This window comes from Streptomyces pseudoechinosporeus (genome assembly GCF_054783935.1).
Map to the genome: position 1 here is coordinate 300,239 of NZ_BAAGPS010000005.1, position 25,643 is coordinate 325,881.

Annotated in this window: 24 protein-coding genes and 2 pseudogenes; 9 read left to right on the forward strand and 17 right to left on the reverse strand. The window is 70.3% G+C overall.

Going from position 1 to position 25,643, the window contains the following annotated elements; genetic code table 11:
• Window positions 1–32: 32 nt before the first annotated feature.
• From eutC to ACYVO6_RS08010, 3 genes are all read right to left on the reverse strand, one after another.
• Window positions 33–818 carry an ethanolamine ammonia-lyase subunit EutC gene (gene eutC / locus ACYVO6_RS08000; RefSeq protein WP_461059331.1) on the reverse strand — a complete coding sequence of 262 codons (786 nt, stop codon included), beginning with the start codon at window positions 816–818 and terminating at the stop codon, window positions 33–35.
• Window positions 819–823: 5 nt separating this feature from the next.
• Window positions 824–2,218: an ethanolamine ammonia-lyase subunit EutB gene (locus ACYVO6_RS08005; RefSeq protein ID WP_461058723.1), complete on the reverse strand. Its 1,395-nt coding sequence runs from the start codon at window positions 2,216–2,218 to the stop codon at window positions 824–826.
• A 217-nt stretch (window positions 2,219–2,435) separates the two neighbouring features.
• Window positions 2,436–2,927: a GbsR/MarR family transcriptional regulator gene (locus ACYVO6_RS08010; protein ID WP_461058725.1), complete on the reverse strand. Its 492-nt coding sequence runs from the start codon at window positions 2,925–2,927 to the stop codon at window positions 2,436–2,438.
• 105 nt (window positions 2,928–3,032) lie between these two features.
• Between ACYVO6_RS08010 and ACYVO6_RS08015 the strand changes: the two genes are divergently transcribed.
• From ACYVO6_RS08015 to ACYVO6_RS08025, 3 genes are all read left to right on the forward strand, one after another.
• Window positions 3,033–4,052, forward strand: coding sequence for an ABC transporter ATP-binding protein (locus ACYVO6_RS08015; RefSeq protein WP_461058727.1), 1,020 nt, complete (start codon window positions 3,033–3,035; stop codon window positions 4,050–4,052).
• A complete protein-coding gene (locus tag ACYVO6_RS08020) occupies window positions 4,049–5,710 on the forward strand; it encodes an ABC transporter permease (RefSeq protein WP_461058729.1) in 1,662 nt (553 codons plus the stop codon). The genes ACYVO6_RS08015 and ACYVO6_RS08020 overlap by 4 nt, the downstream gene beginning before the upstream one ends.
• An 84-nt stretch (window positions 5,711–5,794) precedes the next feature.
• Window positions 5,795–6,088, forward strand: coding sequence for a hypothetical protein (locus tag ACYVO6_RS08025; protein WP_461058731.1), 294 nt, complete (start codon window positions 5,795–5,797; stop codon window positions 6,086–6,088).
• Here ACYVO6_RS08025 and ACYVO6_RS08030 read toward each other — a convergent pair.
• A complete protein-coding gene (locus tag ACYVO6_RS08030; RefSeq protein WP_461058733.1) occupies window positions 6,071–7,288 on the reverse strand; it encodes a cytochrome P450 in 1,218 nt (405 codons plus the stop codon). The genes ACYVO6_RS08025 and ACYVO6_RS08030 overlap by 18 nt on opposite strands.
• A 98-nt stretch (window positions 7,289–7,386) precedes the next feature.
• On the opposite strand from ACYVO6_RS08030, the gene ACYVO6_RS08035 reads away from it, so the two are divergent.
• Together ACYVO6_RS08035 and ACYVO6_RS08040 are read left to right on the forward strand one after the other, a co-directional pair.
• The gene (locus ACYVO6_RS08035; protein ID WP_461058735.1) at window positions 7,387–8,307 is read left to right on the forward strand and encodes a carboxymuconolactone decarboxylase family protein; all 921 of its coding nucleotides are present in this window, start codon (window positions 7,387–7,389) and stop codon (window positions 8,305–8,307) included.
• 40 nt (window positions 8,308–8,347) lie between these two features.
• Window positions 8,348–8,809, forward strand: a complete 462-nt coding sequence (locus tag ACYVO6_RS08040; RefSeq protein ID WP_461058737.1) for a MerR family transcriptional regulator — start codon at window positions 8,348–8,350, stop codon at window positions 8,807–8,809.
• Window positions 8,810–8,825: 16 nt separating this feature from the next.
• Here ACYVO6_RS08040 and ACYVO6_RS08045 read toward each other — a convergent pair whose 3' ends face one another.
• The 8 genes from ACYVO6_RS08045 to ACYVO6_RS08080 form a co-directional block, all read right to left on the reverse strand.
• The gene (locus tag ACYVO6_RS08045) at window positions 8,826–9,491 is read right to left on the reverse strand and encodes a response regulator (protein ID WP_461058740.1); all 666 of its coding nucleotides are present in this window, start codon (window positions 9,489–9,491) and stop codon (window positions 8,826–8,828) included.
• Entirely contained in the window at window positions 9,488–10,849 is a 1,362-nt protein-coding gene (locus ACYVO6_RS08050) for a sensor histidine kinase (protein ID WP_461058742.1), read from the reverse strand. Before ACYVO6_RS08050 ends, ACYVO6_RS08045 begins: the two co-directional genes overlap by 4 nt.
• Window positions 10,850–10,997: 148 nt before the next feature.
• Window positions 10,998–11,672 carry a response regulator gene (locus ACYVO6_RS08055; RefSeq protein ID WP_461058744.1) on the reverse strand — a complete coding sequence of 225 codons (675 nt, stop codon included), beginning with the start codon at window positions 11,670–11,672 and terminating at the stop codon, window positions 10,998–11,000.
• Window positions 11,669–13,027 (reverse strand): sensor histidine kinase, encoded by a 1,359-nt coding sequence (locus tag ACYVO6_RS08060; protein WP_461058746.1) that lies wholly within the window; start codon window positions 13,025–13,027, stop codon window positions 11,669–11,671. The genes ACYVO6_RS08055 and ACYVO6_RS08060 overlap by 4 nt, the downstream gene beginning before the upstream one ends.
• A gap of 10 nt (window positions 13,028–13,037) precedes the next feature.
• Window positions 13,038–14,342: an acyltransferase family protein gene (locus ACYVO6_RS08065; protein WP_461058748.1), complete on the reverse strand. Its 1,305-nt coding sequence runs from the start codon at window positions 14,340–14,342 to the stop codon at window positions 13,038–13,040.
• Window positions 14,335–15,489, reverse strand: coding sequence for an alpha/beta hydrolase (locus ACYVO6_RS08070; RefSeq protein ID WP_461058750.1), 1,155 nt, complete (start codon window positions 15,487–15,489; stop codon window positions 14,335–14,337). The genes ACYVO6_RS08065 and ACYVO6_RS08070 overlap by 8 nt, the downstream gene beginning before the upstream one ends.
• A 236-nt stretch (window positions 15,490–15,725) precedes the next feature.
• Complete coding sequence (locus ACYVO6_RS08075) at window positions 15,726–16,631, reverse strand: alpha/beta hydrolase (RefSeq protein WP_461058752.1); 906 nt, start codon at window positions 16,629–16,631, stop codon at window positions 15,726–15,728.
• A gap of 255 nt (window positions 16,632–16,886) precedes the next feature.
• Complete coding sequence (locus ACYVO6_RS08080) at window positions 16,887–17,279, reverse strand: VOC family protein (protein ID WP_461058754.1); 393 nt, start codon at window positions 17,277–17,279, stop codon at window positions 16,887–16,889.
• Between the two features lie 102 nt (window positions 17,280–17,381).
• Between ACYVO6_RS08080 and ACYVO6_RS08085 the strand changes: the two are divergent.
• Window positions 17,382–17,495: pseudogene (locus tag ACYVO6_RS08085) on the forward strand (integrase); the annotation flags it as partial.
• 26 nt (window positions 17,496–17,521) lie between these two features.
• On the opposite strand, the gene ACYVO6_RS08090 reads toward ACYVO6_RS08085, so the two are convergent.
• The 3 genes from ACYVO6_RS08090 to ACYVO6_RS08100 form a co-directional block, all read right to left on the reverse strand.
• Window positions 17,522–17,644, reverse strand: coding sequence for a hypothetical protein (locus ACYVO6_RS08090; protein WP_461058756.1), 123 nt, complete (start codon window positions 17,642–17,644; stop codon window positions 17,522–17,524).
• A 333-nt stretch (window positions 17,645–17,977) separates the two neighbouring features.
• Window positions 17,978–18,451 (reverse strand): hypothetical protein, encoded by a 474-nt coding sequence (locus tag ACYVO6_RS08095; protein WP_461059333.1) that lies wholly within the window; start codon window positions 18,449–18,451, stop codon window positions 17,978–17,980.
• Window positions 18,452–18,580: 129 nt separating this feature from the next.
• A complete protein-coding gene (locus tag ACYVO6_RS08100; protein ID WP_461058758.1) occupies window positions 18,581–19,300 on the reverse strand; it encodes a GntR family transcriptional regulator in 720 nt (239 codons plus the stop codon).
• 56 nt (window positions 19,301–19,356) lie between these two features.
• Here ACYVO6_RS08100 and ACYVO6_RS08105 point away from each other — a divergent pair, with 56 nt between their 5' ends.
• A complete protein-coding gene (locus tag ACYVO6_RS08105) occupies window positions 19,357–20,181 on the forward strand; it encodes a class I SAM-dependent methyltransferase (RefSeq protein ID WP_461058760.1) in 825 nt (274 codons plus the stop codon).
• A 115-nt stretch (window positions 20,182–20,296) separates the two neighbouring features.
• Here ACYVO6_RS08105 and kynU read toward each other — a convergent pair whose 3' ends face one another.
• Both kynU and ACYVO6_RS08115 read right to left on the reverse strand, forming a co-directional pair.
• Entirely contained in the window at window positions 20,297–21,490 is a 1,194-nt protein-coding gene (gene kynU, locus ACYVO6_RS08110; protein WP_461058762.1) for a kynureninase, read from the reverse strand.
• Complete coding sequence (locus ACYVO6_RS08115) at window positions 21,483–22,313, reverse strand: tryptophan 2,3-dioxygenase family protein (protein ID WP_461058764.1); 831 nt, start codon at window positions 22,311–22,313, stop codon at window positions 21,483–21,485. The genes kynU and ACYVO6_RS08115 overlap by 8 nt, the downstream gene beginning before the upstream one ends.
• Window positions 22,314–22,588: 275 nt before the next feature.
• Between ACYVO6_RS08115 and ACYVO6_RS08120 the strand changes: the two genes are divergently transcribed.
• Both ACYVO6_RS08120 and ACYVO6_RS08125 read left to right on the forward strand, forming a co-directional pair.
• Window positions 22,589–23,464, forward strand: a complete 876-nt coding sequence (locus tag ACYVO6_RS08120) for a hypothetical protein (RefSeq protein WP_461058766.1) — start codon at window positions 22,589–22,591, stop codon at window positions 23,462–23,464.
• 137 nt (window positions 23,465–23,601) lie between these two features.
• Window positions 23,602–25,620, forward strand: a pseudogene (locus ACYVO6_RS08125) (bifunctional polysaccharide deacetylase/glycosyltransferase family 2 protein); the annotation flags it as partial.
• Window positions 25,621–25,643 lie beyond the last annotated feature (23 nt).

A 25,643-nucleotide genomic window follows, 5' to 3' on the forward strand; every position in this document is an offset into this window, starting at 1 on the left:
CGGGGTGACGCCTGGTCTTTCATTCCCGCCCACTACGCCGGCAGCGCATCCGACTCGTCCTTCAGCCCCACCCCGGTGAGCCGCAGCTCACGGGCCCGGTGCATCAGGGATGCCAGCTTGGCGGCAGCCGTCTCGTAGGTCAGGCCCAGGGGTGGGCGGATGTTGGACAGGCAGTTGCGGTCCGCGTCCGTCGTCGTGCCCGGGGTCGGGGCGTACGTGAGGTACGCGCCCAGCGAGTCCGCCGCGGACATGCCCGGGCGTTCGCCGACCAGGACCACCGTCATCGTCGCGCCCATGGCATGGGCGATGTCGTCGCCGAGGGCGACCCGGGCCTGTTCGGCCAGGACGACCGGCGCGATCCGCCACCCCTTGAGCCGTGTCATCGTCTCGCGCACCACCGGCGCCGCATGCTCGTGGACGGCCCGGCTGGACAGTCCGTCGGCGACGACGAAGACCACGTCCCACTCCCCCACGGGAAGGTGGGCCCGGTCCGTGTCCTCCAGCCGCCGCCCCAGATCCGGCCGCTGAAGATACGTAAGCCGGTCCGCAGCCGCGCTCCGCACCCGCACGGTCGCCAGCCCCGTCCCCGCAAGCCCCGCCGCGACCACGTCCGGCTCGAACGGCGAGTGCACCGCGTCCCGCGCGGCGGCATGCGCGGCCTGGAGTTCCAGCCGGTGCCGGGTCGGCAGCCCGGACCCCGCCCGGCCCAGCCCGATCCGCGCCTGGGTGTGCCGGCGAAGGGTGGCCCACAGCGCGGCATCGGGGGACTCGGGTGCCACCAAGGCCCGTACGGCCGTTGCCAGTTGACGATCCGCCATATCCGTCATGCCGCCAGTTCCCTCCCGATCGCCGTCAGCGGATGCCCCGTACCCGTGACATCCCGTATCCCGCCCCGCTCGTCCAGCAGCCCGATCCTGTCCAGCCACGCCTCGAACTCCGGGGCGGGACGCAGGCCCAGTACCTGCCGGAGGTACAACGCGTCGTGGTACGAGGCCGATTGGTAGTTGAGCATGATGTCGTCGCCGCCCGGCGTGCAGATCACGAACGAAGCGCCCGCCACGCCCAGCATCGTCAGCATCGTGGCGATGTCGTCGTCGTCCGCGTCGGCGTGGTTCGTGTAGCAGATGTCCAGGCCCATCGGCAGGCCCAGCAACTTGCCGCAGAAGTGGTCCTCCAGGGCCGCCCGGAGGATCTGGCGGCCGTCGTAGAGGTACTCCGGGCCGATGAAACCCACCACCGTGTTGACCAGGAGAGGGTCGTAGCGGCGAGCGACCGCGTACGCGCGGGCCTCCACCGTCTGCTGGTCCACCCCGTGGTGCGCGTCGGCGGACAGTGCGCTGCCCTGGCCGGTCTCGAAGTACAGGGCGTTCGAGCCCACCGTGCCCCGGTCCAGTGAAGCCGCGGCCTCATGCGCCTCGTCCAGCAGGCTCAGCGTGACGCCGAAGGAGGCGTTCGCGGCCTGCGTACCCGCGATGGACTGGAAAACGAGGTCCACGGGAGCGCCACGCGACATCAGGTCGATGCTTGTCGTGACATGGCTGAGGACGCAGGACTGGGTCGGGATCGCGTACCGCTGGATCACGCCGTCCAGCAGTTCCAGCAGGTCCCGTACGGCCTTGGGGCTGTCCGTGGCCGGGTTGATGCCGATGACCGCGTCGCCGGAGCCGAGCAGCAGGCCGTCCAGCAGGGCGGCCGCCACTCCCGCCGGGTCGTCCGTGGGGTGGTTGGGCTGGAGGCGGGTGGCGAGGCGGCCGGGCAGGCCGATCGTGGAGCGGAAGGCGGTGACGACGTGCGCCTTGCGGGCGACGGCGACCAGGTCGGCGTTGCCCATCAGCTTGGAGACGGCGGCCACCATCTCGGGCGTCAGTCCGGGCGCCAGCGCGGTCAGCGCCGCCGCGTCCGCCGCCTCGGACAGCAGCCACTCACGGAACTCCCCGACCGTGAGCGACGACACCGGCGCGAAGGCCGCCGCGTCGTGCGTGTCGACGATGAGGCGCGTCACGTCGTCGCTCTCGTACGGGATCACCGGCTCGGCGAGGAACCGCGCGAGCGGCACCTCCGCGAGCGCCCACCGCGCCGCGACCCGCGCCTGCGCCGACTCGGCGGCGAGCCCGGCGAGCCGGTCGCCGGAGCGCTCGGGGCTCGCGGCGGCAAGCAGCCGGGGCAGATCGCCGAACTGATGGCTCCGGCCGCCGAGAGTCGCGGTGTAGGTGCTCATGGCGGCGACCGTACGAGGGGGTGGCCGACGGGGTCCATGGAAAGAAGGCGTACGGAAGGAGAGTTAACGCAGACGTTCGTTCTAAAGGTCTATTTGACAAGTATTTAACGCCCAGACCTGTGAGCTGACTCAATCATCCAGCAGGATTCCGGCGTCGCAATGGTCATCTTGGCGATCTTTTCGGTCGGCCAACATGGGCGTCGCGGACCAGGGAACGCTAGCCGAACAGTCTGTCCCGCTCCACACGCCAGCGGTCCATCAGGGCCTGCAGCTCGCCCTCGAGGAACTCGAAGAAGGCCAGGGTCTCGGCGAGCCGACGGCCAGCGGGGGTCTCGGGGCCGAGACCGTCGACGCCCTCCCGCAGGGTGTACTCCCAGCGCTTGAGCACCGCGTCCCGGTTGGTCACCGCCTCGTACCACTGATTGCTGTGCACCCGGTACCGCTCGCGCCGGGAGCCGGGGTCACGCTCGCGGGAGACCATGTGCTGCTGCGCGAGGTAGCGCACCGCTCCGGAGACGGCGGCCGGGCTGATCTGCAGTTGCTCGCCGAGTTCGACGGAGGTCATCGCCCCGGAGTCGGAGGCGAGCAGCGCCGCGAACACCCGGGCCGCCATGCGCTGCATTCCGGCCTCGACCAGCTGCGCGGCGAAGCTCTCGACGAACTTCGAGACCGCCTCCGGGTCCCGTCCCAACTCACTCGGTTCCGTCATCCCTGGATCCTCTCCCCTGCTCACCGCGCGCACCGTCGAGTCTATCCGCCGTTTTAACGCTTCCTTAACTTCACAAGTTTGTGAAACTAGCGTAGATTCAAAATCATGACGAAGGCAATCACCGTCTCCGGACTGCACAAGTCGTTCGGCAGGACACACGCGCTGGACGGCCTCGACCTGGACGTCGAGACCGGCGAAGTCCACGGCTTCCTCGGCCCGAACGGCGCCGGGAAGTCCACCACCATCCGCGTCCTGCTGGGCCTGCTGCGCGCCGACGCGGGCGCGGCCCAGCTGCTGGGCCGCGATCCATGGACCGACGCGGTGGAACTGCACCGGCATCTCGCCTACGTTCCCGGCGATGTCGAGCTGTGGCCCAACCTCACCGGCGGCGAGGCCATCGATCTGCTCTCGCGGCTCCGCGAAGACAGGGGCGCGAAGCGCCTTCCGCAGAAGGGTGGTGGCGGGCGACGGGCGGGAATCAACCGGCAGCGCCGGGACGAGCTCATCGAGCGCTTCGACCTCGACCCGACCAAGAAGGGGCGCGCGTACTCGAAGGGCAACCGGCAGAAGGTCGCCATCGTTGCCGCGCTCGCCTCCGACGCCGAACTCCTGTTGCTCGACGAGCCGACCGCGGGCCTCGACCCGCTCATGGAGGTGGTCTTCCAGGACGTCATCTTCGAGGCGAAGGCCGCGGGCAAGACCGTCCTGCTGTCCAGCCACATCCTGGCCCAGGTGGAGAAGCTCGCCGACCGCGTGAGCATCATCCGGCTCGGGAAGATCGTGCAGTCGGGCACGCTCAGCGAGATGCGGCACCTGACCCGTACGACGATCGAGGCCGAGACCGAGACCCCGGCCACCGGCCTTGAGGGGCTGCCGGGCATCCACGACCTGCGGACGGACGAGGGCAGGGTGCGGTTCGCCGTCGACGGCGGCCGGCTCGACGGCGCGGTCCGCAAGCTGACCGAGTTCGGCATCCGCAGCCTGGTCAGCCACCCGCCGACGCTCGAAGAGCTCATGCTGCGCCACTACGGCGACGAGCTCTCCGCCAACGGGCACGGCAACGGCAGCGGGCACGGTGATGGCAAGGGCAAGTCCACTGCCGCAAGTGACGGAGTCGTCCGATGACCACCGCAACCGCCACCACCAAGGCGCCCGCACCCGCCGGCGCCGCAGCGGGCGGCAACACACTGGCCGGAACCCGCACACTGATCCGATTCAACCTGCGCCGGGACCGCGTCCGGCTCCCCGTGTGGATCCTCGCGCTGTTCCTCGGCACGCTCGCGACGGCCAGCAACTACAAGGAGCTGTACGCCGACCCGAAGGACCGCGCCAACGTCGTCGAGACCATGGACAGCCCGGCCGGACTCGCCATGTCCGGACCGCAGCACTACCTCGACGACTACAACTTCGGCTCGATGCTGGGCCACCAGATGCTCGGCTTCATGGCCGTGCTCGTCGGCCTGATGAGCGTCCTGATCATCACCCGGCACACCCGCACCGAGGAGGAGACGAACCGCGCCGAGCTGGTGCGTTCCACCGTCGTCGGCCGACATGCCCACTTGGCGGCCGCGCTGGCCGTTGCGGCCCTCGCCAACCTCGTACTCGCCCTGCTGCTGGCCTTCGGCCTCAGCGGCATGGGCATCGACGGCATCGACCTCAGCGGCTCGCTGCTCTACGGCTTCGACCACGCGGCCGTGGGCATCGTGTTCGCCGCCGTCGCCGCGATCACCGTGCAGATCACCGCGCACTCGCGCGGCGCCTCCGGCATGGCGCTCGCGGTCATCGGCATCGCGTACGTCCTGCGCGCCGCCGGTGACGTGGGCAGCAATGGCGCGCTGTCCTGGCTGTCGCCGATCGGCTGGGTGCAGCGTACGTACGTCTACGTCGACAACCGCTGGTGGCCGCTGCTGCTCTGCCTGGCGCTCGCCGTGCTCTGCGCGGCCGCGGGCTTCGTGCTCTCCACCAGGCGGGACGTGGGCGCGGGCCTGCGGGCGACCCGGCTCGGCAGCCCGGTCGCCTCCGAGGCGCTGGGCCGGCCGTTCGGCTTCGCGCTGCGGCTGCACCGTGGCATGCTCATCGGCTTCGGAGCGGGTCTCTTCCTGATGGGCATGATGTACGGGTCGATCCTGGGCGACGCCGAGGACATGCTGCAGGACATCGACCAGATCCAGGAAGCTCTGCAGGAGATCGGCGGCGCCACCATCGCCGAGTCCTTCGCCTCGATGGTCATGGTGATCATCACGGTCGTCGCCGTGGTGTACGTGGTGATGGCGGCGCTGCGGCCGCGCGCCGAGGAGACCTCGGGCCGGGCCGAACCGCTCCTCGCGACCGGGCTGTCCCGTACGCGCTGGGTGGGCAGCCACCTGGCCGTGGCCATGACCGGCGGTACCGTCCTGCTGCTCCTGGCCGGGCTCGGCTTCGGCATCTCGGGAGCGGCCTCGACCGGTGACGGCGGGCTGTTCCTGAAGCTGGTCGGCGCGGCGCTGGCGTACGCGCCGGCGCTGTGGGTCGCCGTCGGGGTCGCGGTCGTGTTCTTCGGCTGGTTCCCGCGCGCGAGCGCGGCGGCCTGGATCGTTCCGGTGTATGCGTTCGTCGTCGGCTACCTGGGCCAGATCCTGCAGTTCCCGGACTGGATGAACAACCTCTCCCCCCTCGGCCACGTTCCGCAGTTGCCGGCCGCGGACCTGAGCTGGACCCCGCTGGTGCTCCTCACCCTGATCGCGGCGGCCCTGGTGTGGCTGGGCCTGGAGGGCTTCCGGCGAAGGGACCTGGAGACGAAGTAGCGGCGCCTTCCGGGCCTGCCGGTCGGCGCAAGGCGCCGTGGCCCGCCGGGAACCCCTGGTGGGCCAGGCGCGTCTCTTGCGGGCATGGAGCGAGGGGAAAGCGCGGCGTCCTGTGGGGGATGTGTCCTGGCGGTGGCCGGGGCCTCGGTGGCGGCGCTGGTCTGGGCCTCATCGGAACGTACGCAACGGCATATGGGCGGCGGTTTCGAGGGCGAGGGCACGGACTACAGCGTGCTGCTCACCGAGCTGCCGCTCGTCGTGGCAGCCGGAGCCGCCCTCCCCGCGCTCGCCTGTGCGCTGCTGATACGTGTGTTGCGCAGGCGGCGCCGGGCCACGGCCGCCGCCGCCACGGACACGGCATCAGAGCTCCACGAGTAGCTCCTTCAGGCCGCGGATGACGAAGTTCGGTTTGCGCTCCGGCTCGGCGGCCAGGCGGAGTGTCGGTGCCCGGTCGAGCAACGCGCCCAGGGACGCGGCCAGTTCGATCCGGGCCAGGGGCGCGCCGATGCAGTAGTGGATCCCCGCGCTGAACGAGATGTGCGGGTTCTCCGCGCGGGCGAGGTCGAGCCGCTCGGGCCGCGCGAAGACCGCCGGGTCATGGTTGGCGGAACCGAAGAGCATCGCCACCTCGCTCCCCCGCGGAATCACCGTGCCGTCGATCTCGATCTCGTCCAGCACCCAGCGCTCGAAAAGCTGGAGCGGGGTGTCGTAGCGCATCAGTTCTTCCACAGCTGTGGACAACAGTCCGCGGTCGGCACGGAGAGCGGCCAGCTGATCGGGGTTGCGGAACAGCGCCCACCAGCCGTTGACCGTGGCGTTCACCGTCGCCTCGTGCCCCGCGTTGAGGAGCAGCACACAGGTGGAGATCATCTCCTGCTCGCTGAGCCGATCCCCCTCCTCGTACGCGGCGATCAGCCCCGAGATCAGATCGTCCCCCGGCTCCTTGCGCCGAACCTCGATCAACTCCCGCAGATACTCGGTGAATTCGACCGACGCCCTCACCGCCTTCGCCGCCGTCTCCTGTGACGGGTTCAGCTCGTACATCCCGCAGATGTCCGCCGACCAGGGCCGCAGCGGAGCACGGTCGGACTCCGGGATGCCCAGCATTTCGGCGATCACGGCGACCGGCAGCGGCTCGGCGACCGTCGTCAGCAGATCGCCGCCGCCGTCCGCGACGAGGCCCGCGACCAGCTCGTTCGCCAGCTTGTGGACGTACGGGCGCAGCCCTTCGACCGTACGCGGCGTGAACGCCTTCGACACCAGGCGCCGGATCCGCGTGTGGTCCGGCGGCTCCAGATCGAGCATGCCGTGGTCGTTGAGCACATGAAACGGCTCGTGCTCGGCCGGCGGCGCCGTCCGCCCGAAGTCCTCATGCGTGAACCGATGCTGATACGTCCGCCCCAGCCGCCGGTCCCTCAGCAACGCCGACACATCCGCGTGACGCGGCACCAGCCACTGGTTGGTGGGCTCGTAGTAGTGCACCCGCCCCCGGGCACGCAGCTCGGCATACGCGGGGTAGGGATCGGCGACGAACCCGGGATCCCAGGGGTTGAACGCGGTGTCGGAAAGAGCTGCCATGTACGGACGCTAGCCCGCCGGGCGACGGCCCGCCAGATCCGCCGACTTCTGGACTGAGCCCTTGTCTTAGCGCGCGCTCGAATTTCTACGGTCGCCCCATGACAAATCCACAGCAGCAACCAGAGCAGCAGTCCGTCACCAGTCGCCGCACCGCACTCGCCGGCGGCGCCCTCCTGGGGCTCGGCGCGGCCGGCACCCCGCTCCTCGCCGCGACACCGGCAGCCGCTACACCGGCCGGGGCCGCAGCCGCGGAGTCCGATCGCTACGCCCGAGGGTTCGCCACGCTGCGCAGGATCGCGGGCGACCGCGCGGCCGAAACGATCAAATCGCTCCAGGACACCGCGCCGGATCTGGCCCGCTACATCGTCGAGTTCGCCTTCGGCGACATCTACTCCCGTCCGGGACTCGATCCGAAACAGCGGCAGTTCGTGACGATCGGCGCGCTGGCCGCACAAGGCGACACCGCTCCGCAGCTCGACTTCCACATCGATGCGGCACTTCGTGTCGGCGTGCGCCCCGCCGAGATCATCGAAGCGCTGATCCAGATCGCTCCGTTCATGGGCTTCCCCCGGACGCTGAACGCGGTCGCCGTGGCCCGCGAGGTCTTCACCGATCGCGACGTCACGTTCGAACCGCCCGTCATGAAGGACCCGCGCGACCGATACGAACGCGGCGCCGAGAAGCTGGTGGAGATCGACGGGCAGCACGGCCTAGACGTGGTCGAGTCGCTGAACGACATCGCCCCCGACCTGGGCCGCTACATCGTCGAGTTCACCTTCGGCGACGTCTACTACCGGCCCTGGCTCAGCCCGCAGCGACGGCAACTGGTCACCGTCGGCGCCCTGACGGCCTTCGGCGACACCGCTCCACAACTGCGCGTGCACCTCGGTGCGGCGCTGAACCTCGGCCTGAGCCCCGCCCAGGTGATCGAAACACTGATCCACACCGTGTCGTACGCCGGGTTCCCGAGGGTCCTGAACGCGGTCACCGTGGCGAGAGAAGTCTTCGAAGAACACTGACCGTTGACTCCGGGCGCCGCCGGACTCCTACCGTTGCCACATGACTTCATCAGGCACCGGCACCACGGGGACAGGCACTGGCACCCGGACCATTGCCGAGACCGCCGATCTCACCGGAATGAGCGCGCACACGCTGCGCTACTACGAGCGGATCGGCCTGCTGGACAGGGTGGACCGCGGTCCGGGCGGGCGACGCCGGTTCCGTGACGAGGACCTGGCGTGGCTCGCCTTCCTGACCCGCCTGCGCACCACCGGAATGCCCATCCGCGACATGCGGCGATTCGCTCAGCTCCGCAGGCAGGGCGACCCCAGCGTGCCGGCCCGCCTGGACCTGCTGCTCCAGCACCGGGAGACCGTACGGGACCGGATCGCCGAGCTCACCGAATGCCTGCGCGCTCTGGACGCGAAGGTGGAGCACTATCAGGCATTGACGGCACACATCGACGGCGTCGAGGCGGTGGGCGACATCGACGGCGTCGAAGCGGGGACTGCTCAAGAGTGACCGGGTCGGTCGCCCCTCACCCCGGCGTGACCAGTCTCGCCTCGTACGCGAACACCGCCGCCTGCGTCCGGTCCCGCAGGCCCAGCTTCACCAGGATCCGGCTCACATGGGTCTTGATCGTCGACTCGGCGACCACGAGCCGTTCGGCTATCTCGCCGTTGGACAGCCCCTGCGCGATGAGCACCAGTACCTCCGTCTCCCGCTCGGTCAGATCGCCGTACGCCGCCCGCGCGGTGGCCGACAGCCGCGGCGCCTCCGACAGTTTCGAGAACTCCGTGATCAACCGCCTGGTGACGGAGGGCGCGAGGAGGGCCTCGCCGGCCGCCACCACCCTTACACCGTCCGCGAGTTGGCGGGCCGAGGCATCCTTCAGGAGGAAGCCCGACGCCCCTGCCCGGAGCGCCTGGTACACGTACTCGTCGAGATCGAACGTGGTCAGCACCAGCACCTTGGCGCCGCCGTCCGCGGCCACGATCTCCCGAGTCGCCTCGATGCCGTTGAGCTCGGGCATACGGATGTCCATCAGGACCACGTCGGGAACGAGTTCCCGCACCCGGTCCACCGCATCTCGCCCGTTGACCGCCTCGCCGACGACCTCGATGTCCGGCATCGCGCCGAGCAGCACCGAGAACCCTTCGCGGACCATCATCTGGTCGTCGGCGATCAGCACCCGGATGGTCATACGGAGTCTCCCGAGTCCCTCGAGGTCTCCGTGTCGGAGACGGGCACCGGCAGGAAGACCGTCACCTCGTACCCCCCGTCGTCCGTCGCGGCCGCCGTCATTTCGCCGTTCAGCATCGTCACCCGCTCCCGCATCCCCGTGATCCCGTGCCCGGCACCGGGCGAGGGCTTCACCAGCTCGGTCGCCGGACCGTTGACGATCCGCAGCCCGAGTCCGCCCAGCACATAGCCGATCTCCACGCGGGCCGAGGCACCCGGCGCATGCCGCAGCGCGTTGCTCAGCGCCTCCTGGACTATTCGGTACGCGGACAGCTCTATGCCCTGCGGGAGTTCACGGACGGCTCCGGTGACCACCTTCTCGACGGTCAGGCCGGCGTTGCGCACATTGGTCAGCAGCCCGTCCAGGTCGGCGAGGGTCGGCTGCGGGGCGTCGGGGGCCTCGTAGTCCTCAGCCCGGACTACACCGAGGACGCGGCGCAGCTCGGAGAGCGCGATCACCGCGTTCTCCCGTATCACCGCGAACGCGTGCTCCAGCTCCGGCGGCGGGTTCTCCACCCGGTAGGGCGCGGCCTCCGCCTGGATCGCGACCACCGACATGTGGTGGGCGACCACATCGTGCAGCTCGCGGGCGATGGTGGTGCGCTCTTCGAGCAGGGTCCGCTTGGAGCGCTCGTGCTCGGTCACCGTCTGCTGGGCGATCACCTGCCGCTCTGCCGTACGGCGTATGTGGACGACGGCGACGACCAGGAGGGCCAGTGCGGAGATGAACAGCATCGGGCCGGTGTTGGAGGAGTAGTAGTCCGAGCCGAAGACGAACTCCGCGAGGATTCCGTAGCAAGCCGTCAGGGCCCACATCCACGCGGCCGTGCGGGGACGCGTCCGCAGCGCCACGACCGTGAGCACCACCAGGTGCACGGCGAAAGCGCCGGGCGGCCACGGCAAGTCCGCCGAGCCGTCGTTGTGGAACACCGCGGCGACCGGGGTCGCCGCGACGGACGCCCAGAAGGCGGCGACGGGCCGGACCAGCGTCAGCAGGACCGGGACCAGCGCGAGGAGGGCAGCGATCATCGCGGTGGCGTCGCCGTCGCTCGCGGCGCCGGCTATGGCGCTCGCCAGCAGGCCGCCCGCCAACACCACGGCGTGCGGGGTCCACCCCGCGTACTCCCGCAGGCGCCCGGGCAGCCGCCGGGTGATCGGGCCGTCCACGCTCATGCGCGGCAGCGGGCGGTAGGCGAACGCGTCGTGGAACAGCTCCTGCCGCAGCCCGCGCAGGGCGCCCACGGCCAGCCGGTACTCAGGAGTGCGCGACTTGGCTCCGCCCCGCGGGGGTGTCGTCTGCGTCTGGGTCGTCTCGGTCACGTTCAAAACAGTAAGCCGCGGGCGGCTCGCGGTCGTCACCAGTGAGAAGGGTCCTCCGGAGTCCCTCTCAGGTACTACGGGTAGCCAGGGGCGAGCCCGCGCGGACGCCCACGGCCCGTACCCGGCAGGCGGTTCCGCGATCGGTGGTTCAGTACCCGGAGGGCCGTACCAGACCCGACTCGTACGCGAACACCGCCGCCTGCGTCCGGTCCCTCAACCCCAACTTCACCAGGATCCGGCCCACATGGGTCTTCACCGTCTGCTCGGCGACCACCAGCCGCTCGGCGATCTCGGCGTTCGACAGCCCCTGCGCGATCAGGGCGAGGACCTCCGTCTCGCGCTCCGTCAGCTCACCGACGCGTTCCTTGAGCGGGGCGCGGGGAGCCCCGTCAAGCCGGGAGAACTGGGCGAGCAGGCGCCTCGTGATCCCCGGCGCGAGCAGTGCGTCCCCCGCGGCGACCACCCTGACCGCCTCCGCCAGCTTGTCCGCGGACGCGTCCTTCAGCAGAAAGCCGGAGGCACCCGCGCGCAGCGCGTCATACACGTACTCATCAAGATCGAACGTGGTCAGCACCAGCACCCTGATCTGCGGTGTCTCGCAGGTAATACGGCGGGTGGCCTCGATACCGCCGAGTTCGGGCATGCGGATGTCCATCAGGACGACGTCCGGGACGAGCTCGGCGACCTTGGCGACCGCGTCCAGGCCGTCGACCGCCTGGCCGACCACATCGATGTCGGGCTGGGTGTTGAGCAGCACCGAAAAGCCCTGCCGGACCATCTGCTGGTCATCGGCGATGAGTACGCGGATGGTGCCGCTCGTCATGGTCGTTCTCCCGGGGAGTCTGTGGAGTTGTCGGAGACAGTGTCGTCGAGGGAGGCCATTCCATCGGCGGTTCCGGCGCGGGGCAGGAACGCCGCCACCGTGAAGCCGCCGCAGGACGTCTCCATCGCCATGAGAGTGCCACCGAGCATCGCCGCGCGCTCCCGCATACCGAGCAGACCGTGTCCCGCGCCGGGGGAAGGAGGGGCAGGGCGCCGGGGTCTGGAGTTGACGACCCGGATCTGCAGGCCGCGCGGGAAGTGCGTGAGCTCCACGCGCACCTCGGAACCGGGCGCGTGCCGCAGCGCGTTGCTCAGCGCCTCCTGGATGATCCGGTACGCGGAAAGCTCCACGCCCGGCGGCAGCGGAAGCACCTCGCCGCTGATCTCGGTGTTCACCTTGAGACCGGCGGCTCGGGTGTTCTCGACGAGCACGTCGAGCCGGTCGAGGGTGGGCTGCGGGGCGTCGGGGGCGACTCCGGTGCCGGGAGCGCCGAGGCCGTACGGGTCGTCGGGGTTCTCCGAGCGCAGTACGCCCAGGACGCGGCGCAGTTCGGTGAGCGCCTCCAGCGCGTTCTGCCGGATGCCGTCGAGGTTCTCCCTGAGCTCGTCGGAAGGGTTCTCGACCAGGTGGGGGGCGACCTGGGCCTGGATGGAGATGACCGACATGTGGTGGGCGACCACGTCGTGCAGCTCGCGGGCGATGCGGTTGCGCTCCTCCAGGACCGTACGGCGGGCACGCTCCTCGGCGGTGATACCGGCCTGCTCGACGAGCTGGGTGCGGGCTTCGCGGCGACCGCGGAGGGCGGTGCCGAGGAGGACGACGCCGGCGAACAGGGCCACGGCCAGCGTGCCCGTCGACTGGTAGTTCGTGGCACCGATCAGCCCTTGGATGACGTACGTGACCAGCGCGGTCAGCGCCAGAACCTCGGTGGCGACGCGGGTGGGTACCCGCAGCGCCAACAGGAACAGCACCATGGACTGCGCGATCATCCCGGCCGGGCCCCATGGCCAGGGAGGGGTGAAGTCGGGCTGGTTCAGTTGAGACCGCGCTCCCATGGTCACCACAACGGTGACCACCGTCGAAAGCCACCACGCCGGAATCGGCCACCGCAGCGCCATCGCCACCGCCGCGCCCTGGGCCAGCGCGCACACCAGGGCATACTCCGTACCCAGGTGGTAGCCGTCACCGAACTGATCCACGTTGGCGATGGTGGTGCCGATCGCGACCAGAACCACCAACCCATGCGGCAGCCAGCGCAACCACACCGAGGGCGGCAACGGATCCGCCTTCCCGGTCCACAGGTCCTCGCGCAGCACCCGCAGTCCCCGAACCAGCCGCTTCTCCACCGCACTCATCCACACCACCCTAGGCACGGCGAACACCCTTCGACCCCGCCCTGCCACGGTGTACGTGGACCACGCGCGACAGGCGCCCACCGCGACGGCGCCGCCCCTGTTCGTAGGAGCGAAAGGCGGCCCAGCACACCATGAGGGCGAGGGCGAAGACCGGGAGCCAGGCGAGGCGGGCCAGGATCCAGGCCAGGCTCTCGGGGGTGGTGTGCAGTCCCGGGAGGCGGCCCGCGAACAGGCCCGTCGCGGTGACCGACATCAGCGCCGTCTGGTGCCAGAGAAATATCGTCATCGCGGAGAGGTTGACGAACGCCACCCCCGCCCACGCCACGGGCCGCCGCATCGCCCGGCGCAACGGCTCCCGGAGCAGCAACGCCAGACCGCACTGGGCCAGACCGAAGGTGACCGCGGCCAGGGTCGGTGGGTTGAGGTTGGAGACCGCGGAGCCGGGGACGCCGACCATCGACGCCGGATAACCGGCCCACGCGACAAGCACCGCGGTCGTCGCCGCACCGCCGATCAGCAGCACCCACCCCGAACGCCGGGTCAGCTCGCCCCTGGTCCAGGCCGCGCCCAGCGTGTACGGGACCAGCCAGCCCGCCGCCACGTTGCTCCAGCCCAGCCAGGCCGGTCCGCCGAACCCGAAACGTATGAGGTCCACATGGAGAACGACGGCCAGCGGCCACAGCGGGTTGACCCGCGCCACCAGCGGGGTCAGCGCCGTCAGCCCCGCGAAGACCAGCAGGAACCACAGGGGTGACAGGACGAGCTTCAGCAGCGTATGCACCGTCGACACGCCCGTCCCCGTCACGAGCAGGCAGACCGCGGCAACCGTCCACAGGCCCAGCACGGCGGCCACCGGCCCGAAGAGGCGTGACAGCCGCGTACGCAGCCACTTCCCGTACGTCGTGCCACGGGCCCGCGCCGACTCATAACTCCTGGTCGCCACATGGCCGCCCACCAGGAAGAACACCGCGAGCGTCTGGAAGACCCAGGAGACCGGGGCCAGCCATGGCATATACGCCAGCGGGCTCGACGTACGCAGTGCGCCGCCGTCCGCGACCAGCGCCGTGACCAGCCAGTGGCCGAGAACTATGCCGAGTATCGCGAAGGCGCGCAGGGCGTCGAGGGAGCGGTCGCGGTGGGGTGGGGTGGCGGCGTCGATCTGGTGGGTGGCTCGGTGGAAGCGGTGGAGGGATTCCCGGAGGAACGGGCGTGGGGTGGTGCTCGGCGAGCTGCCGGGCTGGGCAGAGTTCCGCGTGGAGTCCTTCGGGGGGCCCTCCCCCTCCCCCACCCTCCCCCTCAACTTCAGCTCACGCATGGGTCACCTCCGAAGTCTCCCCGAGGACGATCCGGGCGAGGTTGTCCAGGGACACCGAGCCCGGCTTGAGGTAGTCGCTGTGGCCGCCGTCGCCCGCCGCGAAGACGCGCGCGCCGAAGTCCGGTGACACGGGGTCGGTGCCGAAGCCGACGGTGGTGCCGAAGAGGTCGGCCTTGGCGTGCGGGACGTCCTCGATCCAGTCGCCGGCGCCTCGGCCCGCCCATACGCGGGCGTCCGTGTGCAGCCCGGCGACGGAGTCGGCGCCGGTTCCGGGGCTGCCGAAGAGCGCGATGTCGGAGACGCCGAGGTCGCCCTCGCCGCTTGCGGCACGCGAGGCGACGGCGGCACCGGATGAACCGGCGGGCCCAGCGGACCCGGAGGACCGTACGGAACCGGCGGCCCGGAAGGCGCTCTCGGCCGCCTCTGCACACACGACGGTTCCGTACGAGTGGCACAGGAGGGAGACCCGGGCCTGCGGATTCAGGGCCTCCAACTCCCGTATGAAACCTCGCAGTTCAGGTGCCGCATCCTTCGCACGCCCCGTGGTGAGGACCTCGGGGCTTATCGTTCCGGGCGTCTCATAGCCGAGCCAGGCGACGACCGCGCCATGTATGCCGAGCCGTTTGTGCAGGGCGTCGGCACCTGCGCGGAAGCGCTCGTACGTGTCCAGGTTCGTGCCGGAGCCGGGGACGAGTACGGCCACGCGCTCGGCTTTCGCCAGGTCGCCGAAGATCTCGACCGCGCGGCCGGAGCCGCGGGCGTCGAAAGAGAGGAAGTGCCGGCCGGGGTCCGCCATGGAGCGAACCGCGGACGCGCGGCCGTGGTCGCCGTGCTCGGCGGCCATGCGCGCCGCCTCGGCGGCGTTCGCTCGGTTCGCGGCGTACGCGTCGTCCAGGTTGGCCGGGCTCACCGCCGTGAGGCGGGCCGGTGCGGGGGCCGGGATCTCCGGGTGTGCGGCAGCGGCCGATATGGGAACGACGACGGCGGCCGTGACCAGCGCGGCGAGCAGACCGCGCGACAGTCGGCCAAGCCGTCCGAATCGCCCCGGCCGAACCGCCCGATCCGAACCAGCCGACTCAGCCGTCTCCTCCGCCGAATCCAGCCTTGCTCCAGGCTCCGGCAGCCTCCGCCTCCCCCGCACCCCCATGACGCCCGTCCTCCCACTCCCAGCTCACCGACCCGCTCATCGGGCCTCACTGGAAAGGAAGTTACGGACGCCACCTCGTGGTCAGCGTCCCGCCAGGGAGCTCACCTCGGACGTAGCTCTCAGGTATTACGGGTATGACCGGGCGGCCGGACCTGAGCTGACATCAGCCCACCACCGCCCCCATCGACCAACCGGCTCACAAGCCCAACGGCGGGCTCACTAACCCAGCTGCGGGCTCACCAACCCAGCTGTGCGATCTCCTCCGCCACCACCGCACACGCGTCCGCAGCCGGATCGATCAGCGGGAAGTGCCCCACGCCGTCGAGGAGCGTAAGCCCCACCACCTCTCCGGCCTTCGCCGCCGCGTCCGCGTACGACTCGGCGACGGCCTGCGGCACGACGATATCTGTCCGGCCCTGCACCAGGGTCGTGGCGATTCCGGTGGGCAGCAGAAGTGCGGGATCGGCGTACGGCTGCCGCTCACCGAACAACCCTTCCCCGCCCAGGAGTTGAAGAGCCGCGCCAGCACATACGTCCAGCTTCTCGGCGACAGCGAAGTCCGCGATCGGAGCGAGCGCGACGACACCCCGCAGCGGCGCCGGCCGCTCCGTACGCCAGGGTGCGTCCGCCGGCAGCAGATGCCGGGCGGCGGCCCACAGGGCAAGCTGCCCGCCCGCCGAGTGCCCGGTGATCACCGTACGGCGCGCATCGGCCTGCGGCAGGGCCTCCCGTACGAGACCGGGGAGCGCGTCGAGCGCCGCCGCGACGTCGTCGAAGGTGTCCGGCCAACGCCCCGCGACAGAACCGTCATCGCCCTCCCCCGACCCGGCACCGCCACGCCGGTACTCGACATTGGCCACGGCAAAACCCCGCCGGGCCAGGAAGTCCACGAACGGGGTGATGTGCCGACGGTCGTACGCGGCCCGCCAGGCGCCCCCGTGCAGAACGACGACGAACGGCGCCGACTCCTCGCCCCCGCGCGGCGCATAGAAGTCGATCACCTGGTCGGGATGGTCGCCGTACGCGGCGGTGGTATCGGGATCGACAGGCGGATGCGAGAAAGCCGACTGTTCCTCAGCCGCGGCACGGGCAGCGACGGCGTCCGGTTCCGCGGCTATTCGGGCTGCGTCGTCATCCGGCATGCTCCAACCTCTCAGCGCTGTTCGAACGTTGGCCGGACGGTACCAGCCCTGTGACGTGGGCCGACACGGGGCTGCCACGCTGCTGCGGGCGGCAGCGAACGGTGACCGGTCAGCCCATGTACGAACACAGCAGCCACTGCGCCTGCGCCCACTCCTGAAGGAGGGTGATGCGGAGGGCGGCCATCGCGGCGTGCAGCTTCTCGTCCCAGTTCTCGGCGTCGCATGGGCTACCGCAGACTCACTACCTGACCCACGTCAGGCGCTCGGGCCGGTGCGCGCAAAGAGGCAGAACGGGTGGCCCGCCGGGTCGCACAGGACGCGTACATCGGCCTGAGGTTGGAAGTCCGCCACGGTCGCTCCCAGAGCAAGGGCGTGATCGACAGCCGATGGCAGATCGTTCACCTCGATGTCCAGATGCATCATCATCTGCTGCTCGGACCGGGTGGAAGGCCACTGCGGACGGGTGAAGAGCGGCTCTGTCTGGAACGACAGCCCGGCACTGCCGTCGGGCGGTGCGATCTCCACCCAGCCCGGTTCTTCCTTCTGCATCGGCCATCCGAGGAGGCTTTGGTAGAACTGCGCCAACTCGTGGGCGTTCGGTGCATCAAGAGTGGTGGCAGCCAACGTGAAACGAGGACGGGACTTCATGCAGTGCTGCTGCCCGGTTTTTGGCTTCGAACGAGTCTTCTGGTCCCGGTTAGCGATCTTCGGGGCCCGCTGTGAACAAGTCAATTGGCTCCACCTGAGCCCAACACCAATGCCCGCCACCCCGACGTGCTGGCGGCCCAACGCCGCGAGTGCGCCCGCACCCGCAGCGAGAAGGGCATCCGCCGGGGCGGACGTCCCTTTGCCGAAGCAGCCTGACCTCATGGTGAATCCTGCTCAGCACATCAGAAGGGCAGGCCCCGCAGGTCCACACTGATGGTGGGATGAGGCAGGCCGGCCAGGTCGTAGATCATGGTGGTCAGTGGCGAGGTCCGTTCGCCGTCGGGCTGCCGGACGGTGACGGGCACGGAGAGCCGGCTCCATCCCGATCACGCGAGCGAGGCTCGTCTGATGACTGGTCACGGTCGACAGGACGAGGTCGACGAAGGCCCGCTGCTCATCGTCCAGGCCCATCTCGTGGAGACGCACGCTCAGGTGGTCCCAGCTACACCGCGGGCCGCTGTCCGTCTCCCTGACCAGCGCTGCCTTCACGGCGTCCAGGTTGAGCAGGTGCCCCTCCTCGACGAGAGCCCGAACGGCCACTCGCTCCCGCGGCGTGGCCGACCGCAACAACCGCTCTCCGAGCGGTAGCGCCGCCTCCTCCTCGGTGGACGGCTCGGTCTCGGCCTCGGTGGTCTCGTTCATCCGAGTGCCTCCGATGCCTGCCGGTAGCGGCCGGTGGCGACGAGCTGCGCGACGGCCCCGGGTGAGCAGAGTTCACCGGGTGACGGCATCGGCACTGACCAGTACGGGCGCCACGCGTCGTCCGGGGCGCGGGTTACATCGGTCCGCGGGACGCCGAGATGCCAGCCCCGGCCGAGGCAGTCCGTGTCCGGCGCACGCCACCGGGCGGCGGTACTGGCGGGCACCAGCGCGTAGTACCGGCCCTGACGCGGATCACGAATCACCGGGCCGTGGAGGACGGCCACAGCGAGGTACGCATTCACGCGCCCGGCCTCGCCGGTCCCGGCGGCGGCATGCACGATCCCTTCCGGAACGCGGACGGCGGAGAACAGGCTGCCGCAGCGCAGCAGGGTGATCCCGTGCTCGGCCCACTGCATGCGGGCCTCGCTAGGTCTGTCGGCGGCGGACAGCAGCCAATGGGCGGCTGCCATTTCTCGGTCGGCGCAGGTGTGGACGAGCACCCCGGGCTCCGTTTCAACAGGACTGCAGGCGTTGTCTCCAGTGCGCATGGCATGAGACTGGACCGGTGGACCGGTCCAGTCAAGCGATTCGCGATTTCCCTACCTCATCGGGTAGTTGTCGGTCTCCTCGAACACGTGCGACGGCGTGACGCCCTCCTCGCACACGAGCGGTCGATGGTCCTGGTCGAACGCCACGTGCAGCGCAACGGCCACCGCAGCAGGCTGCTCCACCTCCAGAAGCCGGGCCTCCTCGGCCGAGGCCAGCCGCACCGTCGTGGTGTCCACTCCCTCCGCCGGGAAGCGGCCCGTCTCCCGCCGGACGTAGTGCGTGGTGCCTTCCGGAATCGGCCCCTTCGCGGCCAGCCGCGGCGCGGCGTCTGCGATCGACGGCGGGAACCACGCGGTGACCAGCGACTGCGGCGAGCCGTCATCGAGCAGCACCAGCCGGATCCTCCGCAGCGCCTCCTCACCCGGCTTCAGCCCGAGCGCATCGGCGACGTGCGGCGGCGGCACCGTGCGGTCAGGGGTACCGAGGCGCCGGTACGGTGCGCCTCCGGCCACACGGCTGGAACCTGCGCGGCGTCCCCCTGCGGGCCGGGCAACCGGCGTCTCCGCGACGGTGAACCCGGCGCCCTGCCGGGCGACCACCAGGCCGTCGGCACGCAGCACGTCGTAGGCCTTGACGACCGTGGCCCGCGACACATCCCACTGTTCGGCGAGGTCACGGCCGGATGGCAGCAGATCGCCCGGGCCGAACTCTCCGTTGGCGATCCGCGTGCGCAGATCCTCGGCAATCTGCTCGTACTTCAACAGAGGCATGGGACGTGCTTTCCGATCACTGGACTGGTCCACCGGTGAGGCACCAGAATGCCGCCATGCCGAGCCCTGAGCTAGCGCCAGAGATCGTGACCTTCTACACCGAGACCAACGAGGCCGAGCGATTGACCGTATCGGCCGACGGGCGCCTCGAGTTGGTACGGACGCAGGAGCTCTTGCGCCGCTGTCTTCCGCCCGCGCCTGCCCGCATCCTCGACGTCGGCGGCGGCCCAGGCGTCCACGCTCGATGGCTTGTCGAGGACGGCTACAGCGTGCACCTCGTCGACCCGATCCCGCGCCACATCGAGCAGGCCAAGCAGACCGGCGCCACGGTCGAGTTGGGAGACGCGCGCCAGCTCACCGCAGAGGACGCCTCGTACGACGTCGTCCTTCTGCTGGGCCCGCTCTACCACCTGCTCGAGCGCGCCGACCGGGACCGGGCTCTCGCCGAGGCGTACCGCGTCCTCAAGCCCGGCGCCCTCATCGGGGCGGCCGGCATCAACAAGTACGCGTCGCTGTTCGAGCACACGGCGTTCGCGCATCTCCACCGTGAGCCGGTGCAGCAGAGCATCGGCAAGATCCTCGCGACGCAGACGCACGACGGGAGGAAGGCCTTCACCGCCGCGTACTTCCATGGCGCCGAGCAGCTGCGCGACGAGGTGGCCGCGGCCGGCTTCACCGAGGCCGAAGTGTTCGGTATCGAGGGCCCTGCCTGGTCGCTTCTGGCGGCGACCGAGCGGCACACCGGACAGTCCCTGATCGGATCCGAGATGTTCGAGTCCGCCCTGACCGCGGCACGCATGGCCGAGCCGTACCCCGAGTTGCTCGCGGCGAGCTCTCACCTCCTGGCGGTGGGGCACCGGCCGGGCGGGGTGGATCTGTAACGCTCGTAGATCTGCCTGCCTGTGAGCACCGCCGTGCACCAAGTGCGGGGGCACGGCCCGGTCAGCGGCGGAGCCGCACCTTGGTGCAGCCCCGCCGCCCCCGAGGCAGACCAACTCAGCCCACCACCCCCGCCAACACCCTCACCGCCCTCTCCACATCCCCGAACCCCACATACAACGGCGTGAAGCCGAAGCGCAGGATGTCCGGTTCGCGGAAGTCGCCGACCACTCCGCAGGCGATCAGGCGGCGCATCACCTCCCGTGCGTCATCGCAGCGCAGCGCGACCTGGCTCCCCCGGTCCGCGTGGGCCGACGGGGTCACCGACTCCACCCGGCCCTCGGGGACGTACGCCGAGACGCACTCCAGGAAGAAGTCCGTGAGCGCGAGGGACTTGGTGCGGACTGTCTCGATCGGCACCCCTTCCCACACCTCCAGGGCCGCCTCCAGAGCCAGCATGGAGAGGATGTCCGGGGTGCCGACGCGGCCGCGCGGTGCGCCTCCCGCCGGTTCGTACTCCGAGCGCATGCCGAAGGGGTCCACGTGGGAGTTCCAGCCGGGGAGCGGGGAGTCGAAGCGGTCCTGGAGGTCGCGGCGTACGTACAGGAAGGCCGGTGAACCCGGGCCGCCGTTCAGGTACTTGTACGTGCAGCCGACCGCCAGATCCACCCCGTGCTCGTCGAGCCCCACCGGCAGGGCGCCCGCGCTGTGGCAGAGGTCCCAGACGGCGACCGCTCCCGCCTCATGCACGGCCGCTGTCAAGGAAGGCAGATCGTGCAGGCGGCCCGTGCGGTAGTCGACGTGGTTCAGCAGCACCGCCGCGGTACGCGGGCCGAGTGCCGACGGTACGTCGCCGGGAGCCACCGCACGCACCGTGCAGCCGGTCATACGCGCCGCCGACTGGGCGATGTAACCATCCGTGGGGAACGTGGTGGCATCGACGACGATCTCGTCCCGGCCGTCCCCAGCCAGCCGCACCGCCCCGACAACCGCCTTGAAAACATTGACACTTGTCGAGTCGCCCACCACGATCTGCCCGGCCGCCGCCCCCACCAGCGGAGCGATCCGGTCCCCGATCCGTTCGGGCGCCGTCCACCACCCGCTCTCGTCCCAGGAGCGGATCCGCAGTTCACCCCACTGCCGGCGTACGACGTCCTCGACCCGGCCGGGCACGGCCGCCGGCAGCGCGCCGAGAGAGTTCCCGTCCAGATACACGACGTCGTCGAGTACGAACTGCGAGCGCAGCTTGGCCAGTTCGTCGGCCGCGTCCAACTCCGCGGCCCTCACCCTCAGTTCATACCGTTCAGACATAGGACCGCGCCGTCCACAGCTCGGGGAACACGTTCTTCCGCGCCCGCTTCTCCAGCCAGGCCACACCCGCCGAACCCCCGGTCCCGGCCTTCGCGCCCATCGCGCGCCGGGTCGCGACCAGGTGGTCGTTGCGCCATCGCCACACCAGCTCGGCGACATCGGTCAACGCCTCGCCGAGGCGGGTGAGTTCGGAGGTGTCGTCGCCCGCGTACAGGGACGCCCACACTTGCTCGACCTCGGGCGACGGCTCGTACCTGAGCGAGACATCGCGCTCGAGCACGGCGGCGGGAATCGCGTACCCGCGCCGGGCCAGGAGCCTCAGCACCTCGTCGTACAGGCTCGGTTCATGCAGTGCCTTCTCCAGTTCGGCGTGCACGCGGGGCGCACCCCGGTGCGGCACGAGCATGGACGAGGACTTCTCGCCGAGCAGGAACTCCATCCGTCGGTACATCGCGGACTGGAAGCCGGAGCCTTCCCCGAGGGCGTTGCGGTACGAGTTGAACTGGGCCGGGGTCAGCTGGCCGAGGGGCTTCCAGGAGGCGTTCAGCGCCTCCAGCTCCCGTACGGACCGCTTCAGCGCCGCCACCGCGACCGGCACGTCGTCCTCGCGCAGCGCCTTCGTCGCGGTTTCCCACTCGTGGACGATGACCGTGAACCACAGCTCCATCACCTGGGTCGTGACCAGGAAGACCATCTCTCCGGGATCGTCGGAGAGGGTGTGCTGGAGGTGGGTGAGCACATCCGCCTGTACGTAGTCCTCGTACGGGGTCGTGCCCTGGAAGTCGAGATGCGGGGTCTCGGGCTCTTCAGCCTCGTGGGACATCGCTGTCTCCTGTTGTGTACTCCGGGTAGCGGTCCGCCCCTGCCGTTGTCGACACGGGGGCCCCGGTCCCCACCCCGCATCTTGCGCAGTCACTTACCGGGATCGCAAGGGCGGCCTGGTCACACCGATCGGGCGCAGACTCCAGCGGGAACATCGCAAATACAGCAAACACACAGCTTGTGAGGAATGTGTGACAACTCGAATCTCCCCTGCGGGCGTCCATTTCGGCTTCTAGGTTGGGGAGTTGAAGTTGAACGTTCGACATGGGGGGAACCGTGACGAACTCTGTCTCGGGCGCATGTGAAGGCGCCGGGAACGAGAGCACGACCGAGACCGCGGACGAGAACGGCGACATAGCCGGGACCTCGGCCGAGACCACGGCCAAGACCACGGCCGAGGACGGCAGCACGTCCGAGACCGCCGCCGAGAACCGCAGCACGGCCAGGTCCGTATCCGAAGCCGAAGCCTCCGCATCCGAGAGCGACCCGGTGTTCGTCGACTCCAGTGGGCGCCGTCCCCGCTGGGTCCGCCGTGTCGGGTGGGGGATGGGGGGCATCTGCGTCACCTACTGCCTGGCCCTCGGGCTGAGCCTGGCGGGCGCGGCGCCGTTCGCTCCCGAGACGCTGATGCCGATACGGGACCGGGACAGCGAGCCGTCCATCGGCGCCGCCGACGGGCGGGACCAGGGCGCACCGGAGTCCAGCAGGAGTGGGCGTAACGATTCAGCACGGGACGAGGCGGCGGATCCCTCGGCCGACCGGCCGAGCGAAACCCCGACCGCCGAGGAGGCCGAGGGGGGCGTGGAAGAACCGGCGGGCGGCAGGAACACCGACCCCGACACACCAACTCCCGACCGCCCGACGACCACGACGCCGCCCGCGCCCGCTCCCCCCGCCGACGGCGGGAACCCGGACGCCCCGGACGAGAACGACCCGGGCGAAGAGCCGACAACGCCCACCGATCCCACCCCGAACGACCCCACCCCCACTGACCCGACCACCGAGCCGTCCACCCCCTCCGACCCCGGCGGCACAGGCGGAGGCGGCACAGGCGGCACCGGCAACGGAGGCGGCCTCGGCGACGTGGTGGACGGCGTCCTGGACCCGGTCACCGACACGGTGGACGGTCTCCTGGGCGGGGTTCTTGGGTGACACGCCTGCTCGCCGGCCGCCGCTCGACGTCGACAGCACCACGTCCGACAGCGCCGCGGACCTCCCCGGCGTCCCGGCGGCCCCGTCCGCACATCGTCGTCCCCTCGCTCGTCCTGCTGGCGCTGGTCTGCGTCCTCATGCTCGGCGGTTACGTACGAGGGGACTACGCCGCCGACCACCGCACCCACCCGCTGGTCGCGGACGGTGACGTACCCCGGGGCATCCTCAACGGCGGCCCGATCGTCGACGCCACCGGCGAACAGCCCCGGGCCCACACCACGCCCGACCGCACCATCGTGCTGACCTTCGACGACGGCCCGGACCCGACCTGGACCCCGAAGGTCCTCGACGTCCTGCGCAAGCACCAGGTCCCGGGCTCTTTCTTCGTCACCGGCACCATGACGTCGCGGCATCCGGGCCTCGTCGCGGACATGGTGCGCGAGGGACACGAGATCGGGCTGCACACCTTCGGCCACCCCGACCTCGCGTACAAGGACGCGGCGGGCATCGACCGCGAGACGTCGCAGGCGCAGCTCGCGCTGGCGGGTGCGGCCGGGATCCACAGTTCGCTCTTCCGGCCGCCGTACTCCTCGAAGCCCGAGGCTCTCGACAACGCCTCCTGGCCGGTGGTCGAGCGGCACGGCGAGCAGGGCTATCTCGTCGCGTTCATCGACCGGGACACCGAGGACTGGAAGCGGCCGGGGGCCGAGAAGATCGTCGACGCGGCCATGCCCGAGGGTGACGACGGGGCGATCGTCCTGCTGCACGACTCGGGCGGCGACCGCTCCCAGACCGTCGAGGCCCTGGACCGGTTGATCCCTCAGCTCCAGGCGCGTGGCTACCGGTTCACCACCGTCGCCGACGCCGCCGGGTCCGGCCCGCTGAACCAGCCCGTGTCCGACACCGAGCTGTGGCGGGGCCGGGCCTTCGTGGCCGCGGTGGTCTTCTCCGAGTGGGCGCTGCCCGTGCTCGCCGGTCTGCTCGCCGTGGTCGGTGTGCTGGTGCTGGGCCGTTTCCTGGCGATGCTCGTCCTCGCCCGGCGCCATGCCCGGGCCCGTCGCAGAGCGGACTTCGCCTGGGGAGACGGCGATACGGTCACCGAACCGGTGAGCGTGATCATCCCCGCGTACAACGAGAGCGAGTGCATCGCCGACACCGTGCGCTCGCTCGCCGCGAGCGACCATCCCATCGAGATCATCGTGGTCGACGACGGTTCGACGGACGGCACCCCCGAGATCGCCGCCGCGCTCGACCTGCCGAACGTCACGGTCCTCACCCAGCGCAACAGCGGCAAGGCCGCCGCCCTCAACACCGGGATCGCGCACGCCAGTCACGACCTGATCGTGATGATGGACGGCGACACGGTCTTCGAACCGGACACCGTACGGCAGCTGGTGCAGCCCTTCGCCGACCCCGCCGTCGGCGCGGTCGCGGGCAACGCCAAGGTCGGCAACCGCACCACCATGATCGGCCGCTGGCAGCACATCGAGTACGTGATGGGCTTCAACCTCGACCGCCGCATGTACGACCTGCTGCGCTGCATGCCCACCATCCCGGGCGCCATCGGCGGGTTCCGCCGCGTGGCGCTCGAGCAGGCCGGGCGGATGAGCGACGACACGCTCGCCGAGGACACCGACATCACCATGGCCCTGCACCGGGCGGGCTGGCAGGTGGTGTACGAGGAGAAGGCGGTCGCTCACACCGAGGCCCCGGGGTCGCTCGGCGAGCTGTGGCGCCAGCGCTACCGCTGGTCGTACGGCACCATGCAGGCGATGTGGAAGCACCGCGGCGCGCTGCGCGACAGCGGGCACTCCGGGCGTTTCGGCCGGGTCGGGCTGCCGCTGGTCACCGTCTTCATGGTGCTGACCCCGCTGCTCGCCCCGCTCATCGACCTCTTCGCCCTCTACGGCTTCTTCTTCATGGACCCGGCGCGTACGGCCCTGGCCTGGTGCGCCGTGCTCGGCATCCAGGCCGTCTGCGCCGCGTACGCCTTCCGCCTCGACGGCGAACGGCTGCGGGAACTGTGGGCGCTTCCCCTCCAGCAGCTGGTCTACCGGCAGTTGATGTACCTGGTACTCATCCAGGCCTGCCTCACCGCGATCAGCGGCGGCCGGCTGCGCTGGCAGAAACTGCGCAGGACGGGCGAGGTCGGCGCACGCGTCATGGCGAAGGGCGACGG